Source organism: Amycolatopsis sp. M39 (assembly GCF_001651785.1).
Taxonomy (GTDB): domain Bacteria; phylum Actinomycetota; class Actinomycetes; order Mycobacteriales; family Pseudonocardiaceae; genus Amycolatopsis; species Amycolatopsis rubida.
In genome coordinates, this window is record NZ_LWSF01000002.1 from 237824 (window position 1) to 254722 (window position 16899).

Here is a 16899-nt window from a genome sequence, read left to right on the forward strand (position 1 = left end):
TTCTCGCCGTGATCGCCACTCACGAGGTCGCTAGCGTGGGCGCGTGGAGACCTGGCGGATCGTCGCGACCGTGCTGCTCGCCGTGGCCGGGGTGCCGCTCGCGCTGGCCGTGATGGCCAAAACGCGGGACCGGGTGAACGATTCGGGCCAGGTGGCGATCGCGGGCGCGGTCACCCTCACCGGGCTGATCGTGGTGGCGGTGCTCACGCTGACCGTGCTGCCCGGCTTGGTGACCTGGATCGTCGTTGCGGTGGTCGCCGCTGCGGTCGGCGTCCTGATGCTGGCCAGCTGAACACCGGTTTAGTGTTGAGGGTGTGACCACACCCTCCGCTGGCTGGACCGACGAGCTCGCCAGGGCCCGGCTGCACTTCGTCACCGGCAAGGGCGGAACCGGCAAGACCACGCTCGCCGCGGCGCTCGGTCTCGCGCTCGCCCGAAACGGCCGCCGGGTGCTCTTGATCGAGGTCGAGGGCCGCCAGGGCATCGCGCAGCTCTTCGACACCGAACCGCTGCCGTACGCGGAACAGCGGATCGCGTCGGTCCCCGGCGGCGGCGAACTGCGCGCGCTGCACATCGATGTCGAAGCGGCGCTGCTCGAATACTTCGAGATGTTCTACAACCTCGGTTTCGCCGGGCGGACGCTGCGCCGGATGGGGGCGATCGAGTTCGCCACCACGCTCGCGCCGGGCCTGCGCGACGTCCTGCTCACCGGGAAGATCAAGGAATGCGTCGGGCGCACGGAATCCGACGGCCGCCACACCTACGACGCGGTCGTGGTCGACGCGCCGCCGACCGGGCGCGTGGTGAAGTTCCTCGACGTCACCAAGGCGCTCACCGACCTCGCCAAGACCGGCCCGATCCGCGGCCAGGCCGACGGCGTGGTGCGGCTGCTGCATTCCGGCGAGACCGCCGTGCACCTCACCACGCTGCTGGAGGAGATGCCGGTGCGCGAGACCGTCGAAGCGGTGGCCGAACTGGACGGAGCCGATCTGCGACCAGGCGCCGTGCTGGTGAACCGGGTCCGTCCGCCGCGGCTGCCCGCGCGTTCGGTGACCGCGGCGGCCGACGGCCGGGTGGACGCCGACCGGGTGCGCTCCGGCCTCGCCTCGGCCGGGCTGAACCTGCCGGAGGCGACGCTGGAGGCGCTCGTGGAGGAGACCGTGGAGCACGCCGTCCGCGTCGCCGCCGAACAGCGGGCCCGCGAACAGCTCGCCGAGGCCGATCTGCCGACGCTGGAGCTGCCGGACCTCACCGAGGGCGTTGACGTCGCCGCGCTCTACGAACTCGCCGAAACGCTGCACGAACAGGGGGTGCGCTGATGCCCGCCGACACGATGCTCGACGTGGACGCCCTCCTCGACGACCCGGCCAGCCGCGTGATCGTGTGCTGCGGTTCCGGCGGCGTCGGCAAGACCACCACCGCCGCGGCGCTCGCGCTGCGGGCCGCCGAACGCGGCAGGCAGACCGTGGTGCTCACGATCGACCCGGCACGCAGGCTCGCGCAGGCGCTCGGGCTGCGCGAACTGGGCAATCATCCCAAGCAGGTGCGGGTCGAGGGCTTCGAGCCCAAGGGCGAACTGTGGGCGATGATGCTCGACATGCGCCGCACGTTCGATGACATGGTGCGCGTGCACGCCGGGCCCGAGCGGGCCGAGCAGCTGCTGCAGAACCCCTTCTACCAGACCATTTCCACGTCGTTCTCCGGCACGCAGGAGTACATGGCGATGGAGAAGCTCGGCCAGCTCGCGGCGACCGACGACTGGGATCTGATCATCGTCGACACGCCGCCGAGCCGGTCCGCGCTCGATTTCCTCGACGCGCCGACCCGGCTGTCCACCGCGCTCGACGGCCGGATGATCCGGCTGCTCACCGGCCCGGCGAAGGCGGGCGGCTGGGGCCTGCGCAAGGTGGTCAGTGCGGGGTTCTCGATGTTCGCGAAGGCGGTGTCGACGATCATCGGCGGCCAGCTGCTCGCCGACGCGTCCGCGTTCATGCAGGCCTTCGACAGCATGTTCGGCGGCTTCCGCGAACGCGCGCGCAAGACCGCCGAGCTGCTGCGGTCGTCCGGTACGTCGTTCCTCGTGGTGGCCGCGCCGGAGCCGGACGCGCTGCGCGAGGCGTCCTATTTCGTGGAGCGCCTCGCCGGAGAGTCGATGCCGCTGGCCGGTCTGGTGGCCAACCGCACGCACCCGGTGCTCGCGCCGCTGTCCGCGACCGAAGCTCTGACCGCCGCCGAGTCGGTGCAGAACGCGCCGCTCGCCGAAGCCGTGCTGCGGCTGCACGCCGACCGCGTCGCGCTGGCCGAGCGCGAGAACCGGCTGCTGGCGCGCTTCACCCGCGCGCATCCGGAAGTGCCGCTGACCCGGGTGCCCGCGCTCGCCGGTGACGTGCACGACCTCGAAGGCCTGCGCGACATCGGGATAAAGCTGACGTCGTGAGTGGCGATGCCGGTTCTCACCGGCATCGCCACTCACGAGCAGGTTCAGCCCGCCGCGGCGGACAGCGCGTCCCGCTTCGCCGCTTCGAGCAGGTCAGTCCAGCTGGTCACGTCCGGGCGACGGCGCAGCAGGGCGCGCCGTTCCCGTTCCGTCATCCCGCCCCAGACTCCGAAATTGATCCGGCCGTCGAGCGCCTCGGCGAGGCATTCGGTGCGGACCGGGCACCCCATGCACACGGCTTTCGCCCTGTTCTGCTCGGCGCCTCGCACGAACAACCCGTCGGGATCAGCGTCCCGGCACGAGGCATCGACCCGCCAGCCAACCTGATTGGTTTGCATACCCCCAGCTCCCTCATCTGGTGTATGGCACCAGCGAAGGCGAAGCTCCCGCTCCCACCCCCGCGAGCGTTTCCCACTGCGCCGCACGTCGGTGACGGCACCTCCCCGGTGCCGCTGCCGCCGTCCGGACCAGCCAGGCTCCCACCCGGGCTGCTCCGTCTGTCGGCATCTACGTGAGACGTTGACGGACTGTAGGGTCCCTCGGTTCCCTCCGTCGAGACCTAGCATGCATTCCGTTACCAAAGGTCACGACATGGGGTCCCGTTAATGATCGCCTCCGGGGCGCGCGGACCCTTAGGTCACGAAGGCGACACGGGGCTTCAGTACCCTGGCTTTCGTGCGCAAAACGGATGGTCTTTTCAAGCTCCTCGGCCTGTGCCTGCTGGCAGGGGTGCTGGTCGCCGGGATCATGTTCCCGGTGGTGGGCGCCGCGGGGGTCGTGTCCAACCAGGCGAGCGAAACGGTCGACAAGACGTCGTCCGACCTCGCCGACATCCCGCCGCCGCTGGTGACGACTATCACCGACGCCGGCGGCAAGCCGATCGCGACGCTGTACAAGCAGTACCGGATCCCGGTCCGCCCGGACCAGATCAACCCGGCGCTGAAGTGGGCGCTGCTGTCTGCCGAGGACAAGGCGTTCTACGAGCACCACGGGGTGAACTGGGGCCGGACGCTGCGCGCCGCCGTCTCCAACACCGCGGGCGGGGACACGCAGGGCGCCTCGACGATCACGCAGCAGTACGTGAAGAACTACCTGATCAACGTCGTCTACCGGGGCGACAAGAACGGGCAGGCGAAGGCGCAGGAGCAGACGCTCTCGCGCAAGCTCAAGGAAGCCCGGATCGCGATCAACCTGGAGACGAAGCTCTCGAAGGACCAGATCCTCGCCGGCTACCTCAACATCGTCGAGTTCTCCCGGCAGATCTACGGGGTCGGAGCGGCCGCGCACGCCTACTTCAACACCACGCCGGAGAACCTGACCGTGCCGCAGGCCGCGCTGCTCGCGGGCATCGTGAACAACCCGATCGTCTTCGACCCGTGGAACCACCCGGACAAGGCGACGAAACGGCGCAACCTGGTGCTCGACCGGATGGTCAGCAACCAGAAGCTGGCGAAGGCGGACGCGGACAAGTTCAAGGCCGAACCGCTCGGCGTGGTGCCGGACACCCCGCAGAAGCCCGCGTCGAACTGCACCGGGGCCGGGACTGAGAACGGCTTCTTCTGCCAGTACGTCCAGGACTATCTGCTCAAGGCCGGGATGTCCGAGGACCAGCTGTACACCGGCGGCTACACGGTCAAGACGACGCTGGACGAGAAGGCCAACCACGAAGCGAAGGTCTCGGCCGAGCAACAGGTGAACAAAACCCAGAAGAACGTCGCGAACACGCTTTCGCTGATCCGGCCCGGCAAGGACCGGCACGAAGTGGTGGCGCTCGCGGCGAACCGGGACTACGGGATCGACGCGGATCAAGGGCAGACGACCTACGCGCTCCCGTCCGGCGTGTTCAACACCGGCGGCGCGGGGTCGAGCTACAAGATCTTCACCACCGCGGCGGTGCTGAACCAGCACATCGCCGGGATCTACAGCAACATCCCGGTCGGCAACAGCTACGTCTCGCACGTCTTCACCGGCAGCCAGCCGCACTGCCCGGCGACCGGTGCACCGAACACTCGCTGGTACTGCGTTGGCAACGCGGGCAACGGCTATCCCGAATCGGCTTCGTTGCAGCAAGCACTGGCGACCTCGCCGAACACCGCGTTCGTGGCGCTGGAGGACAAGCTCGGCAGCACCGGGCCCGCCATCGACATGGCGACGAAACTGGGCATGCGCGAGACGATGGCGAGCAACCAGGGCGGCGGACCGGTCGATCCGAAGTCGACCAACCCGGGAAAGAACCAGACCCAGGCGCAGGCCTACGGGCCCAAGGGCAATTACCCGGGCACGGGCGCGTTCACGCTCGGCTTCAGCCCGACGAGCGGCCTGGAAATGGCGAACGTCGCCGCGACCATCCTGAGCGGCGGCAAATGGTGCCCGCCGACCCCGCTGGCGTCGGTGACCGACCGCGACGGCAAACCGGTGCCGGTCAAGGAAGCTGCGTGCGAGCAGGTCGTGCCGGAGGGCCTCGCGAACACCATGGCGGTCGGGATGAGCAAGGACGACCAGCCCGGCGGCACGTCCGCCAAGGCCGCCGCGGACGCTGGCTGGAACCGTCCGCTCGTCGGCAAGACGGGTACGACCCAGAACAACGGTTCGGCGACCTTCGTGGCCGGGACGCCGCAGATGGCCGGTGCGGCGATGGTGTTCCGCCCCGAAGGCGGTAATGGCGGCCTCTGCTACGGAGGTGTTGGCAACGTGTACACCTGCGGCACCGGCAACATGTTCGGCGGCAAGACGCCCGCGCAGACCTGGTTCGGCGCGATGACGAACATCATGAAGGACCAGCCGATCGTCGGGCTGCCGCCGGAGGATCCGGCTTACACCAACTGAATCCGGTGAAAACGGGGCGGGAGACGCGATCTCCCGCCCCGTTTCGCCTGTCCGGGCTCAGCGTCGGCCGTTGAGCGCGATCCGGCAGAGCCGCACGATCGCGATCGGAAAGCCCGGTCCCAGTGCTCGCAAAGGGGCCACCCCAGCGAAAACACCACAACCGCGCCCAGGGTTTTGTCCCCCGGCGCCACGGGAACGCGGCCAGCAAAAAGAGAATCGTGCTTGCCATAGCCAGGCTCCGCATCTCTGTCGGACTGGTCCGATCCAATTCGATCCAACGACGCGCCGGCTGTCGAGAGAACACCGCTGAGACCTTCGCTCTACGCCATCCGGCACCGGCCACAGCGGACGACCCGATCGAACACGTATCCTCGACCTTGTGAGCACGCTCGGTAATGCCAGTCCGCCCGGAGGCCCCGCGAAGCGGTTGGCCGTGGGGACCATCGCCCTTGGGGCCGCCACCCTCGGTTACGCCGTCGGCATCGAACGCCGCCGCTGGACCTTGCGGACCGCCGAGTTGCCCGTACTCGCGCCCGGTACGCCGCCGTTCACCATCCTGCACGTCTCTGACCTGCACATGCTCCCCGGTCACCAAGCCAAGCAACGCTGGGTCGCCGCGCTCGACGAGCTCGAACCCGACCTCGTCGTCAACACCGGCGACAACCTCTCCCACCGCACCGCGGTCCCCTCCGTGCTCCGCGCGCTCGGCCCGCTGCTGGACCGGCCGGGGCTGTTCGTCTTCGGCAGCAACGACTACTACGCGCCCAAACCCAAAAACCCCGCGCGCTACCTGATGCCGCGCGGCAAAAAGAAGCGCATTCACGGCACCCAGCTGCCCTGGCGCGACCTTCGCGCCGCCTTCGTCGAGCACGGCTGGGTCGACCTGACCCACGTCCGCCGCACGGTCGACGTCGGCGGCCGTGCCGTCTTCGCCGCCGGCGTCGACGACCCGCACCTCCACCGCGACCGGTACTCCGACATCGCCGGACCCGCCGACACCACCGCGGCCGTCCGCCTCGGTGTCACGCACTCCCCGGAACCACGCGTCCTCGACACCTTCGCCACCGACGGCTACGACCTCGTCCTCGCCGGCCACACCCACGGCGGGCAACTCCGCATCCCCGGCTACGGCGCCATCATCACCAACTGCGAACTCGACCGCAGCCGTGCCCGCGGCGCCTCCCGCTGGGGAGCCCGCATGTGGCTCCACGTCTCCGCCGGACTCGGCACCTCCCCCTACGCCCCCGCTCGCTTCGCCTGCCCGCCGGAAGCCAGCCTGTTGACGCTGGTCCCGCGCGGATCCGACGCCCCCGACCCCCGCAAACCAGCCCCGCGCAAAGCCGCGAAACCCGTCCGCTAGACTTACCCCCGACCCGCTAAGCAGTACCTCGGGGTGTGGCGCAGCTTGGTAGCGTGCCTCGTTCGGGTCGAGGAGGTCGTGGGTTCAAATCCCGCCACCCCGACTGGTAAGTGAGGGCTCCCTGTCTGCACAAAGCGCAGACAGGGAGCCCTTACTTCGTTGTATCTCCTGGGGGTCGGACCCCCAGACCCCCGCCAGGGGGCTCGCCCCCTGGACCCCCGAAGGTGCGGCGGCGGCGGAGGGTGGGGTGGGGTGGGGTCGTGAGTGTTTGTACCGGTTGCCGCTCACGAGGGGGATTAGCGGGTGGCGGTTAGTTCTTGCCAGCATTGGTGGAAGTCGCCGATTGCGGTGGTGCGGGTCCAGGACCAGGCGGAGCGGGCGGCTGAGGTTAGTTGGTCGTGGTCTTTCGTGGGGGGCTTGGAGAGAGCTTCCGCCAGGCGGGCTTCTACGTAGGTCGCCAGGGCGCGGTAGGAGAGGTCTTCCCGGTAGCGCGAGCGTTCGGTGATGTTCGTGAAGCCAGCGGTGGCGAGTTTTGTGGCTATGGTGCGGCCGGAAAAGGGGTCGCCGCCGGAGCTGCGGCGAAGCAGGTAGTGGCCGCGCAGGGCGGCGTCCACGTTTGCGGTTCTCGGGCGGATTTTTGCTCGGCTCCAGTCTGAGGTGGAGATTGCCAGGTGGCCGCCTGGGCGGAGTACTCGGCGGATTTCCGCCAGTACGGCGGCGGGGTCTGCCAGGTGCTCGAAGAGCGCGTGTGAAAAAACAACGTCGAATGACGCCGTCGCGAAAGGGAGGGCGTATGCGGTCGCGTTGATGTAGTCCACTGTGGACGCAGTGGGGAGCAGGGGGTGGTGGATGTCAAGGCCGATCACGTGGCAGTTCGGGGCCAGAGTGGTGGTGATGGAGCCTTGGCCGCAGCCCAGGTCCAGCACGCGCGAGCCCGGGATGAACAGTTGTTGGGCGAACGCGGCGCGGTCACTCGCTGTGCGCGTGTTCATCATTGACAGCGCGTCTTGGGCATAGCCCGGCGCGTAACCCTCCAGCACCCCGCACAGAGTACGGGTGAGAGGTGGCAGGATCGAGGGGTGAGCACGCAGTCAGGCAACCAAAATCCGCCCGCGGTGGTCCCGGACCGCCTGTTCGACGACCCCGAAGCCGAAAAACGCTGGCTGGCGCGATTCCACGCGCCGCGCATCTCGGTGCCCGAATGGGCCCGCGACGCACCCGAGGCCAACGTGTACGTCTCCAACGCCAGCGGCGTATGGGAGGTTTACGCGTGGGACCGGGCCACCGACAGTCACCGGCGGGTCACCGACCGGCCCAACGGCACCTTGCACGCGACGCCCTCGCCCGACGGAACAGCCATCTGGTGGTTCGACGACACCGACGGCGACGAGTTCGGGTCCTGGCGCAGCCAGCCGTTCGACGGCGACAGCTCCGCGGCCAGCAAAGCACTGCCCGATATTCACGACGGATACCCGGCCGGTCTGGAAATCGGCCAGCGAGTAATCGCGGCAGGCGTTTCGACCGACGACGGCAGCGAACTGTTCGCGAAAATCGACGGCGTAACCGAGCGGTTTTACCAGCACGCGGACGACGCCGGGATCACGTCGATGTCGCGGGACGAAAGCCTGCTCGCCATTTCCCATTCCGAGCACGGCGATTCCCGGCACCCGGCGTTGCGAGTGCTGTCCACCGACGGGTTCACCACCGTCGCGGAGAAGTGGGACGGCGAAGGCAAAGGCCTGCAAGCGCTGGAGTTCTCGCCGCTTCCGGGCGACCAGCGCGTGCTGGTCCTGCACGAACGCCGCGGCCGCGAAGAACTGCTGGTGTGGGACGTGCAGGCGGACACCGAAACCGAACTGCTGATTGATTTGCCCGGCGAGGTCGTCGCGGACTGGTATCCGGACGCGCGCGCGTTGCTCGTCGTGCACTTCCACGAGGCACGCAGTTCGTTGTACCGATACGACCTTGACACCGGCGAGCTGTCCGCTGTGGACACTCCCGCCGGACGGATCGGCGGCGCGGGCGTGCGGCCGGACGGAACCATCGAGTACTCGTGGTCCAGCGCTGCCGAGCCCGCTGCGGTCCGTGCCCGCGCGGCCGACGGCACCGACTCGGTTCTGTTGACGCCGCCGGGCGAGCGCGCGCCGGGTTCGTCGCCGGTCACCGACGCGTTCGTCGAGGGCGTCGGCGGCCGGATCCACGCACTGGTCTCCCGTCCCGCGGATGCTCCAGAAGGCCCGCTGCCGACGGTGTTTTCGCTGCACGGCGGCCCGCACGCGGCCGACGAGGACCGGTTCTCCGCCTACCGCGCGACCTGGCTGGACGCCGGATTCGCCGTGGTCGAGGTGAACTACCGCGGCTCCACCGGCTACGGCTCGGCGTGGCGGGACGCCATCGAGGGACGTCCGGGCCTGACCGAGCTGGAAGACGTCGCGGCGGTCCACGACTGGGCAGTCGAAAGCGGACTGTCCGATAAGGACAAGTGCGTGGTGAACGGCGCTTCGTGGGGCGGGTACCTGACCCTGCTGGCGCTGGGCACCCAGCCGACCCGGTGGGCCGCTGGCGTCGCGGGTGTGCCGGTGGCCGACTACGTGGCCGCTTACGAGGACGAGATGGAGCAGCTGCGCTCGTTCGACCGCGCCCTGTTCGGCGGTTCCCCGGAGGACGTGCCCGCGGTGTACCGCGAGTGCTCGCCGCTGACGTACGTGGACGCGGTCGCCGCCCCCGTCCTGATCCTGGCCGGCGACAACGACCCGCGGTGCCCGATCCGGCAGATCGAGAACTACCTGGACCGCCTCGCCAAGCGCGACGCACCCCACGAGTTCTACCGCTACGACGCGGGCCACGGCTCGCTGGTGATCGCCGAGACGATCAAGCAGACGTCCATCGAGGTGTACTTCGCCTTGCGGGCGCTGGGAATGCGCTGAGGGTTCGGGCCGCCCGGGGGTCTCCTGGGCGGCCCGGATCACAGCCCGCGCTTAGCGCCCGTCAACTGCGCCACCGCGGCATCGTCACCCTCATAAGTCACCTGCACCGCGTCTCGCCCGAAGACGAACAGCAGCAGTTCCACCGGCTCGCCCACCACCGTGACCACCGGAGCACCCGGCTTCACCGAAGCCGACTGGCCGTCCGGGGTCCGCAGTACCACTCCGACCGGGGACTTGCGCAGGTTCAGCTTCGCCGTCCGCGTAGCCAACCGCCACGCCGCACCGTCTCGTGAAGGATCAGCCTCGCGCGGGGTCCACTCCGGTTGTGCCCGCCGGACATCCTCGTGGTGCACCAGGAACTCAGCGCTGTTCGTCGCCTCGTCCACCGGGCCGATGGACGTCGGCCAGAACCGGGACGGGCCGCGGCGGACCTGGGCGACCAGGTCGTCCCACGGGCGCGCGGCGACGCCGTCCTGCACTTTCCGGGTGTGACCGGCCAGTGCGGGCACCACGATTCCGGGCATTGCGTCCGGCCGGTGCTCCCGGACGACCAGGTGCGCGGCCAGATCCCGCGTCTGCCAGCCCTCGCACAGGGTCGGGGCATCCGGGCCGAGCTGCTCGAAGAGGTCGCTCAGCGCTTGGCGTTCATCCTTGGCAAGGCCCATACCGGCCAGGTTACTCGTTAGTAGCGGGCTAGTGGTGGAAACCGGTCGACGTGGCTGGGTCGTGCTGCGGGGACGGCTGGCGGTCCAGTTCCGGAAGTATCCGCTTCAGGTCGCCGAGCAGCAGGTCAGCGAGGTCGTGCGTGAAGCCGTTGCGGATGACGACGCGCAGTACCGCCAGGTCGGTGCGGTTGTCCGGGAACGTGTACGCGGGCACGAGCCAGCCGCGTTCGCGGAGACGGCGGGAAACGTCGAAGACGTCGAACGCGGTTACGTCCGAGCGGGTGGTGAAGGCGAATACCGGCAGCTGGTCGCCGCGGGTGAGCAGTTCGAATGGCTCCAGCTTGGAGATCTCGCCGGCCAGATACGTCGCCACGTCGCGGGAAGCCTGTTGTACCGCGCGGAAACCTTCGCGGCCCAGCCGGACGAACGTGTAGTACTGCGCGGCGACTTCCGAGCCGGGGCGGGAGAAGTTGAGCGCGAAGGTCGGCATGTCGCCGCCCAGGTAATTGACGTTGAACACCAGTTCCTCGGGCAGCGCCGCCTTGTCGCGCCACACCACCCAGCCGACACCGGGGTACACGAGGCCGTACTTGTGCCCGGAGGTGTTGATCGACGCGACGCGCGGCAGCCGGAAGTCCCACTCCAGGTCCTCGTCGAGGAACGGGGCGATCATCGCGCCGGACGCGCCGTCGACGTGCACCGGAATGTCCCAGCCGGTTCGCTCATGCAGGGCGTCGAGGGCGGCCGCGACCTCGGCGACCGGCTCGTAGCTGCCGTCGAAGGTCGAGCCGAGGATCGCGACGACGCCGATGGTGTTCTCGTCGCAGAGCTTCACCGCTTCTTCGGCGGACAGGTGGTACCGGTCGCCCTCCATCGGCACCAGCCGCGGCTCGACTTCCCAGTACTCGCAGAACTTTTCCCAGCACACCTGGACATTGATGCCCATCACCAGGTTCGGCTTCCCGGTGCGGCCCAGCTTCGACCAGCGCCGCTTCAACGCCATCCCGGCGAGCATGCAGGCCTCGGACGATCCGGTGGTCGAGCAGCCCATGATGTCGGTGGGGTCGGGCGCGTGCCACAGATCGGCGAGGATGTTGACGCAGCGCCGCTCAAGTTCCGCGGTCTGCGGGTACTCGTCCTTGTCGATCATGTTCTTGTCCACGCATTCGGCCATCAGCTCGCGCGCCTGCGGCTCCATCCACGTCGTGACGAACGTGGCGAGGTTGAGCCGCGCGTTGCCGTCGAGCATCAGCTCGTCGCGCACCAGCTGCAGCGCCGTGTCCGGCGGCAGCGAATCGTCCCGCAGCCGGTCGCGCGGCATCGTGAAGTCCGCGGCGAGTGCCGGATTGCTTCCGGCGTACAACGGATTCGTGCCGGTCTTCCGGTCTGCCCGATCTTGTTTCCCCTGATGAAGCACCATGTCAGCGAACCTACTGCCGGGTGCCCGCGACGACCACCGGATACGGAAAAGCCGTCCGCGACAAGGGCGGACGGCTTTTCCTCAGGCGACGCGGGTCAGGCCTGCTGCGCCTGCCACATCCAGTGCGCCTCTTCCAGCGCGCGGGTGATCTCGATGAGCAGATCCTGCGTCACGAGGTCGCTCTTGTCGGTCTCGTCGATGCGCTTGCGGAGCCGTTCGATCAGCGCCGCGAGAGTGTCGACGATCGCGGCGACGGTCGATTCGACGGACTGCCAGTTGTCCGGGTACTCCGGTACGCCGGAGGTCGCCACGACGGTTTTCGCCTTGCCGTTGGGCGAAACCCCGATCGCGGCGGCGCGCTCGGCCACCTCGTCGACGTACTGCCGCGCGGTCGACACCAGCTCGTCGAGCTGCAGGTGCGCGCTGCGGAAGTTCTGGCCCACCACGTTCCAGTGCGCCTGCTTCGCGATCAGCGAGAGGTCGACCAGGTCGGCAAGCGTCGCCTGCAGCGCGTTGCCGGTGATCTCCTTGTCGGAGTCGGAAAGCGGGCTCTTGATGGGGGAAGTGGTCATCTCGGGTGTCCCTCCTCGCTCTTGGTCAGACAGTGGTGGTCAGCTCCACCTCGATGTTGCCGCGGGTCGCGTTGGAGTACGGGCAGACCTGGTGCGCCTGCTCGACCAGCTGGTCGGCGTCGGCCTTCGCCAAACCGGGCAGCGACACGTCGAGCCGCACGCCGAGCTGGAACCCGGCGTCCTTCTTGAACACGCTGACCGAACCGGTCACCGTCGCGGCGGGCAGCGCGACCTTCGCCTGCCGGGCCACGGCTTGCAACGCGCTCAGGAAACACGCGGAGTACCCCGCGGCGAACAGCTGCTCCGGGTTGGTTTTGTCGCCGCCGGGACCGCCCATCTCCTTGGGGATCGCCAGCGACTCGTCCAGCACGCCGTCCGAGGACGTCACGTCGCCGTTGCGGCCTTCTCCTCGCGCGGTCGCGACGGCGGTGTAGATCGGCTCGGCCATGCGTGTTACCTCCTCATCGGGGACGCCTCCGGAGGCAGCGTCTCTGATGAGTTCAACGCCCCGCATCCGCGGAACCGTGCCCCGGCATGGCAGTCATCACCCCGGGAATAACCGGGATTCGAGGAGGCGAAACCTCAGTGAGCGCGAAGCAACGCGTGCTCCGCGACCTGCTCTCCGATCAGCCGCAACGTGCGGACGCTCTTCTCGTCGGACGCGCCGTCGCCCTCGTCGAATTTCGTCTCGGCGGAGTTGATCGAACCACCCAACGGAGTGGACCAGCCGCGCAGAGCGTGCGTGATCGTGCGGAGCTGTTCGAGCGTGGTGACCGCGGCCTGCCAGCCGTATGCGACGGCGGCGAGGCCCACCGCGCGGCCGTCGAGGTAGGGGCGGGTGTCTTCGCGAAGGTCTTCGATGTAGTCCAGGGCGTTCTTGACCAGCCCGGACAGCCCGCCGTGGTAACCGGGCGAGACGACGATGAGCCCGTCGGCCCGGCGCACGCCCTCGATGAGCTTCCGCGCGCGTTCGTCCCGCTCCGGAATCGCGGTGTCGTAGAACGGCAGGACCAGCTCGGGGCCCGGGATCAGCTCGGTCACGACGCCGCGTTCCCCGGCGGCGGCGAGCGCGATGCGCAACGCGCGCTCGGATTGCGAGCCCTCTCGCAGCGAGCCGCCTATGCCCAGCACCTTGACCGTTTTCGCGGAAGTCACCGATCGAGGCTAACCCCTCCACTTAACTGGAGGACCAGACTTTGGGACGGAGGCCTGGGTCACACACCGACTGGACCAACGTACCTACTGGCAAGTAACCTCGGCTCATCCGGCGTTCGAGGAGGAACGATGGCCATTCCGCTGCAGATCCGCGCCCAGGCTGCCGCCGCGCAGTTGGTGTTCTGGCTGCCCCGGCCGGTGCGCAGGCTGATTGCCGGGAAGCCGCTGCGGCTGGACGGCCAGGAACTCGCCCTCGACGCCCAGCTGCTGCTTCGGCTGCAGAAGCTCTCCGGCGCGGCGCTGGTCAACGGGTCGGTCGAACAGTCCCGCGTCCTGCTGGAGGCGGGCCAGCACCTGGTGAACGGCAAGCGGATCGAGCCCGTCACGACCCGCGACGTCGCCGTCCCCTCCGGTGAGGCGTCCCTCGACGCCACCCTGTACACCCCGGCGGGCCTGCCGGAACCGTCTCCGCTGCTGGTGTTCTTCCACGGCGGCGGATGGGTCATCGGCAGCCGGGCCACGCACGACAACGCCGCGCGCTACCTCGCGAAGCACGCCGGGGTCCGGGTGCTGTCGGTGGAGTACCGGCTCGCGCCGGAAAGCCCGTTCCCCGGACCGGTGGACGACGCGCTGGCCGCGTTCGACTACGCGCACGCCAAAGCGGCCGACCTCGGCGCGGACCCGGACCGGATCGCAGTGGGCGGCGACAGCGCGGGCGGCAACCTGTCCGCCGTCGTCGCACTGGAGGCGACGCGGCGCGGAGGCCCAGCACCCGCGTTCCAGCTGTTGATCTACCCGGCGGTCGACTTCACCACGCGACGCCGGTCTCGCGAACTGTTCGGCGAAGACCTCTTCCTCACCGACGAGGCGATGGTGTGGTTCGAGGGGCATTACGCGCCTGAGGGCGTCGACAAGGCCGACCCGCGGATGTCGCCACTGCTCGCGTCTGACCACAGTGGACTCCCACCTGCCTACATCGTCACTGCGGGCTTCGACCCGCTGCGCGACGAAGGCGAGGCGTACGCGGAAAAACTGCGGGCGGCGGGCGTTTCGGTGGCGGTCAGCAGGCAGGCCGACCTGATCCACGGCTTCCTCAACTTCGCCGGGGTCGGGACGCGGTTCCGCGAGGCGATCGCGGAAATGGCCGGTGCGCTGCGAGTGGGGCTCGCCAACCGCTCGTGAGTGGCGTTGCCGGTGAGAACCGGCATGCGCACTCACGAGTCCGGACATGGAACGGAGCCTGGCGCGGCGAACCGCACCAGGCTCCGGGCCTTTCCCCTCCCGCTCAGGCCGTTCAGGTCGCGGGCACTGGCACCGGGGCGGGCACCGGCGGGGCCGGCAGCGGCGGCGTCGGCACCGGAAGCGGCGGCACCGGCACTCCGCCGAGCAGACCGGCCAGCAGGCTGGTGACCGCGGCGAGCAGGCCCTTGACCAGGTCGCTCACCGCCTTCAGCGGTCCGGGCAGGTCCGGCAGCGGCGGGATCGGCAGCGGCGGGATCTGCCGCGGCGGGATCTGCCGCGGCGTCGCGGCCGGGTCGGCCAGCAGCCGGTTGGACTCGTCCGCGCGGACCTTCGCCGCCGACGAGAGCTGCTGGGCTTCGGATTGGACCTGGTAGCGCTTGCCCGCCGCGAGGTCGGCGAGCACCGGGCTGAGCCGGGTGAGGTCCGCCCTCGTCTTGGCGACGTCGCCCGCGTACGCCACCTTGGTCAGATCGTCCCGCATCTGCAGTACCTGCGCGGCGACGGCTTGGGTAGCCGAGGACCCCTTGCCGCCCGCCGGGCTCGCGGAGGCCATCCCCGAGGTGCCGACGGCCAGCAAACTGCCCGCGGCGACCACAGCGATGATCCGCCCGATCTTGCCTTTCATTCTTTACCTCCCTGGCCTCTGGGACCTGCCGGGTAAATCGATACCCGCCGTGTCGGCCCAACACCAGCCGATCACCGGATAGGGAGTTTTTCTAACCCTTACGTGCCGAATCCAAGAATCGGGAACCGGCCCGCAATTGATTAACGTGGACGGCTTGCGCGTCCCCCGACGATCACGGGCCGCGGACCTGAATCTGACTCATAGTAGCCGGATTGCCCGAACGGCGGCAGCGCTCACTCACACAGGCGTAGTTCGTGATCGATTACCTTCATCACCCTGTCGGGAGGCGTGATCTCGCTCGTCCGACCGTGGGGGTCCCCCACGCACGCACCGCCGCCCGCATTCGGGTCCACCTCCCCCTTTTCCCGGGGAATCTCCGCCGCTTCGACCGGAAAACTCCACGGTCGGCGCGGAAATATGAAAAACCGTTCACGAATGGGCGGCGAGAATGCTTTTCGCGTTGCCGACGAAGTTATCACCCAGGTCGCGCTCGCATTTTCCGGGTCCGCCGAACGCCTGCGCGACACCCGGACGGGTGCCGGGTCACCGCTCAGCGAGTGTGACGAAAAGAAGTTGCACGCTCGTACCAGCTTTTGCTCTCATGGGGTACGTGCCCTTTCAGCCGTATCGTCGCGTCCTGAGCGTCCCCGGGGTCCGCCCGTCGATGGCGCTGATGTTCTTCGCACGCGTGCCCATGACGATGACCGGCGTGACGCTGACGCTGTACGTCGTCAGCGGGCTCGGCCGCGGCTACGGCGCGGCCGGCATCGTCGGCGCGGCGGTCACGCTGGGCATGGCGCTCGGCGCGCCGATGATCGGGCGCACCATCGACCGGTACGGCCTGCGCCCGGTGGTCGCGGTATGCGGGTTGTCGTCCACCGCGTTCTGGTTCGCGGCCCCGCATCTTTCCTACGGGGCGCTGGTGGTGTGCGCGCTGCCGGCCGGCGTGCTGTCGGTGCCCGCGGGCTCGCTGGCGCGGCAGATCCTGGCCGCGCTGGTGCCCGCCGGGCAGCGGCGCGCGGCGTACTCGCTGGACACGATCCTGGTCGAGGCGTCGTTCATGATCGGCCCGGCGGCCGGGATCGCGGCGATCTCGTCGCTGTCGGCGACGCTGACGCTGAGCGGCATCGGCAGCATCTTCGGCGTCACCGCGCTGCTGATCTTCCTGCTCAACCCGCCGATCCGGAACGAGGACGAACTGGCCCCGGCGGGCACCGCGCGGCCGCCGCTGCGGTCCTGGCTGACCGGACGGCTGCTGGCGACCCTGCTGATCGCCGCCGGAACGCTGTTCTGCCTGGTCGGCACGGAGGTCGCGACGCTGGCCGCGCTGCGCTCGCACGGTGACGTCGGCTGGACCGGCCTGGTCATCGCGGTGATGTGCGCGGCGTCGATGATCGGCGGCATCGTGCACGGCGCGGTCCGGAAGTCGCTGCCGCAGGGGCTGCTGATGCTGCTGCTGGCGCTACTGGTGATCCCGGTCGGGCTGGCGACGCAGCCATGGTGGCTGCTGATGCTTCTGCTGATCCCGACGAACCTGGTCTGCGCCCCGACGCTCGCCGCCACCACGGAGGCGGTCAGCGAACTCGCGCCGCCCGCCGTTCGCGGCGAGGCGATGGGCCTGCAAGACGCGTCGACCCGGCTCGGGCTGGCCGCGGGGAGCCCGGTGGTCG

Annotated in this window: 16 protein-coding genes and 1 tRNA gene; 9 read left to right on the forward strand and 8 right to left on the reverse strand. The window is 69.1% G+C overall.

All coding sequences use genetic code 11. The features are described 5' to 3' along the window. Window positions 1–43 precede the first annotated feature (43 nt). Genes A4R44_RS05825 through A4R44_RS05835 form a run of 3 tightly spaced genes read left to right on the forward strand, consistent with a single transcriptional unit; the run spans window position 44 to window position 2437 of the window. Window positions 44–292: a hypothetical protein gene (locus tag A4R44_RS05825; protein ID WP_067577053.1), complete on the forward strand. Its 249-nt coding sequence runs from the start codon at window positions 44–46 to the stop codon at window positions 290–292. 22 nt (window positions 293–314) lie between these two features. Then, the gene (locus A4R44_RS05830) at window positions 315–1319 is read left to right on the forward strand and encodes an ArsA-related P-loop ATPase (protein ID WP_067577055.1); all 1005 of its coding nucleotides are present in this window, start codon (window positions 315–317) and stop codon (window positions 1317–1319) included. Then, window positions 1319–2437 (forward strand): ArsA family ATPase, encoded by a 1119-nt coding sequence (locus tag A4R44_RS05835; RefSeq protein ID WP_067577056.1) that lies wholly within the window; start codon window positions 1319–1321, stop codon window positions 2435–2437. The genes A4R44_RS05830 and A4R44_RS05835 overlap by 1 nt, the downstream gene beginning before the upstream one ends. Window positions 2438–2481: 44 nt before the next feature. Here A4R44_RS05835 and A4R44_RS05840 read toward each other — a convergent pair whose 3' ends face one another. After that, window positions 2482–2775 (reverse strand): WhiB family transcriptional regulator, encoded by a 294-nt coding sequence (locus A4R44_RS05840; protein ID WP_067577058.1) that lies wholly within the window; start codon window positions 2773–2775, stop codon window positions 2482–2484. Between the two features lie 337 nt (window positions 2776–3112). On the opposite strand from A4R44_RS05840, the gene A4R44_RS05845 reads away from it, so the two are divergent. The 3 genes from A4R44_RS05845 (at window position 3113) to A4R44_RS05855 (ending at window position 6726) form a co-directional block, all read left to right on the forward strand. Beyond that, window positions 3113–5263, forward strand: a complete 2151-nt coding sequence (locus A4R44_RS05845) for a transglycosylase domain-containing protein (protein WP_067577060.1) — start codon at window positions 3113–3115, stop codon at window positions 5261–5263. Window positions 5264–5642: 379 nt separating this feature from the next. Continuing rightward, the gene (locus A4R44_RS05850; RefSeq protein ID WP_067577063.1) at window positions 5643–6623 is read left to right on the forward strand and encodes a metallophosphoesterase; all 981 of its coding nucleotides are present in this window, start codon (window positions 5643–5645) and stop codon (window positions 6621–6623) included. Window positions 6624–6652: 29 nt separating this feature from the next. Further along, window positions 6653–6726: transfer RNA gene (locus A4R44_RS05855), tRNA-Pro, on the forward strand. Window positions 6727–6919: 193 nt separating this feature from the next. Here A4R44_RS05855 and A4R44_RS05860 read toward each other — a convergent pair. After that, on the reverse strand, window positions 6920–7663 hold the full coding sequence (locus tag A4R44_RS05860; RefSeq protein ID WP_067577065.1) for a class I SAM-dependent methyltransferase: 744 nt from the start codon (window positions 7661–7663) through the stop codon (window positions 6920–6922). 39 nt (window positions 7664–7702) lie between these two features. Here A4R44_RS05860 and A4R44_RS05865 point away from each other — a divergent pair, with 39 nt between their 5' ends. Next, entirely contained in the window at window positions 7703–9550 is a 1848-nt protein-coding gene (locus tag A4R44_RS05865; RefSeq protein ID WP_067577067.1) for a prolyl oligopeptidase family serine peptidase, read from the forward strand. Window positions 9551–9588: 38 nt separating this feature from the next. Here A4R44_RS05865 and A4R44_RS05870 read toward each other — a convergent pair whose 3' ends face one another. The 5 genes from A4R44_RS05870 to A4R44_RS05890 all read right to left on the reverse strand — a co-directional run bounded on the left by A4R44_RS05870 (window position 9589) and on the right by A4R44_RS05890 (window position 13362). Beyond that, complete coding sequence (locus tag A4R44_RS05870; RefSeq protein WP_067577069.1) at window positions 9589–10215, reverse strand: TIGR03085 family metal-binding protein; 627 nt, start codon at window positions 10213–10215, stop codon at window positions 9589–9591. Window positions 10216–10243: 28 nt separating this feature from the next. Next, complete coding sequence (locus A4R44_RS05875; protein ID WP_067577072.1) at window positions 10244–11635, reverse strand: glutamate decarboxylase; 1392 nt, start codon at window positions 11633–11635, stop codon at window positions 10244–10246. A gap of 95 nt (window positions 11636–11730) precedes the next feature. Then, entirely contained in the window at window positions 11731–12207 is a 477-nt protein-coding gene (gene dps / locus A4R44_RS05880; protein WP_067577074.1) for a DNA starvation/stationary phase protection protein Dps, read from the reverse strand. Window positions 12208–12232: 25 nt separating this feature from the next. After that, on the reverse strand, window positions 12233–12655 hold the full coding sequence (locus A4R44_RS05885; RefSeq protein ID WP_067577076.1) for an organic hydroperoxide resistance protein: 423 nt from the start codon (window positions 12653–12655) through the stop codon (window positions 12233–12235). Between the two features lie 134 nt (window positions 12656–12789). Beyond that, a complete protein-coding gene (locus A4R44_RS05890) occupies window positions 12790–13362 on the reverse strand; it encodes an NADPH-dependent FMN reductase (RefSeq protein ID WP_198545179.1) in 573 nt (190 codons plus the stop codon). A gap of 129 nt (window positions 13363–13491) precedes the next feature. Between A4R44_RS05890 and A4R44_RS05895 the strand changes: the two genes are divergently transcribed. Next, a complete protein-coding gene (locus tag A4R44_RS05895) occupies window positions 13492–14544 on the forward strand; it encodes an alpha/beta hydrolase (RefSeq protein ID WP_067577078.1) in 1053 nt (350 codons plus the stop codon). A 112-nt stretch (window positions 14545–14656) separates the two neighbouring features. Here the strand turns inward: A4R44_RS05895 and A4R44_RS05900 are convergent, their stop codons facing one another. Next, window positions 14657–15229 carry a hypothetical protein gene (locus tag A4R44_RS05900; protein WP_067577080.1) on the reverse strand — a complete coding sequence of 191 codons (573 nt, stop codon included), beginning with the start codon at window positions 15227–15229 and terminating at the stop codon, window positions 14657–14659. Window positions 15230–15893: 664 nt separating this feature from the next. Between A4R44_RS05900 and A4R44_RS05905 the strand changes: the two genes are divergently transcribed. Further along, window positions 15894–16899 (forward strand): MFS transporter (locus tag A4R44_RS05905; RefSeq protein ID WP_232791537.1); only part of this gene is annotated, 1006 nt, incomplete at its 3' end.

Bases quoted from the DNA above. Each gene is read 5' to 3' on its own strand.
- A4R44_RS05835 (WP_067577056.1), top strand. From the start codon at position 1,319: ATGCCCGCCGACACGATGCTCGACGTGGACGCCCTCCTCGACGACCCG.
- A4R44_RS05840 (WP_067577058.1), bottom strand. From the start codon at position 2,775: ATGCAAACCAATCAGGTTGGCTGGCGGGTCGATGCCTCGTGCCGGGAC.
- A4R44_RS05870 (WP_067577069.1), bottom strand. From the start codon at position 10,215: ATGGGCCTTGCCAAGGATGAACGCCAAGCGCTGAGCGACCTCTTCGAG.
- A4R44_RS05875 (WP_067577072.1), bottom strand. From the start codon at position 11,635: ATGGTGCTTCATCAGGGGAAACAAGATCGGGCAGACCGGAAGACCGGC.
- dps (WP_067577074.1), bottom strand. From the start codon at position 12,207: ATGACCACTTCCCCCATCAAGAGCCCGCTTTCCGACTCCGACAAGGAG.
- A4R44_RS05885 (WP_067577076.1), bottom strand. From the start codon at position 12,655: ATGGCCGAGCCGATCTACACCGCCGTCGCGACCGCGCGAGGAGAAGGC.
- A4R44_RS05895 (WP_067577078.1), top strand. From the start codon at position 13,492: ATGGCCATTCCGCTGCAGATCCGCGCCCAGGCTGCCGCCGCGCAGTTG.
- A4R44_RS05900 (WP_067577080.1), bottom strand. From the start codon at position 15,229: ATGAAAGGCAAGATCGGGCGGATCATCGCTGTGGTCGCCGCGGGCAGT.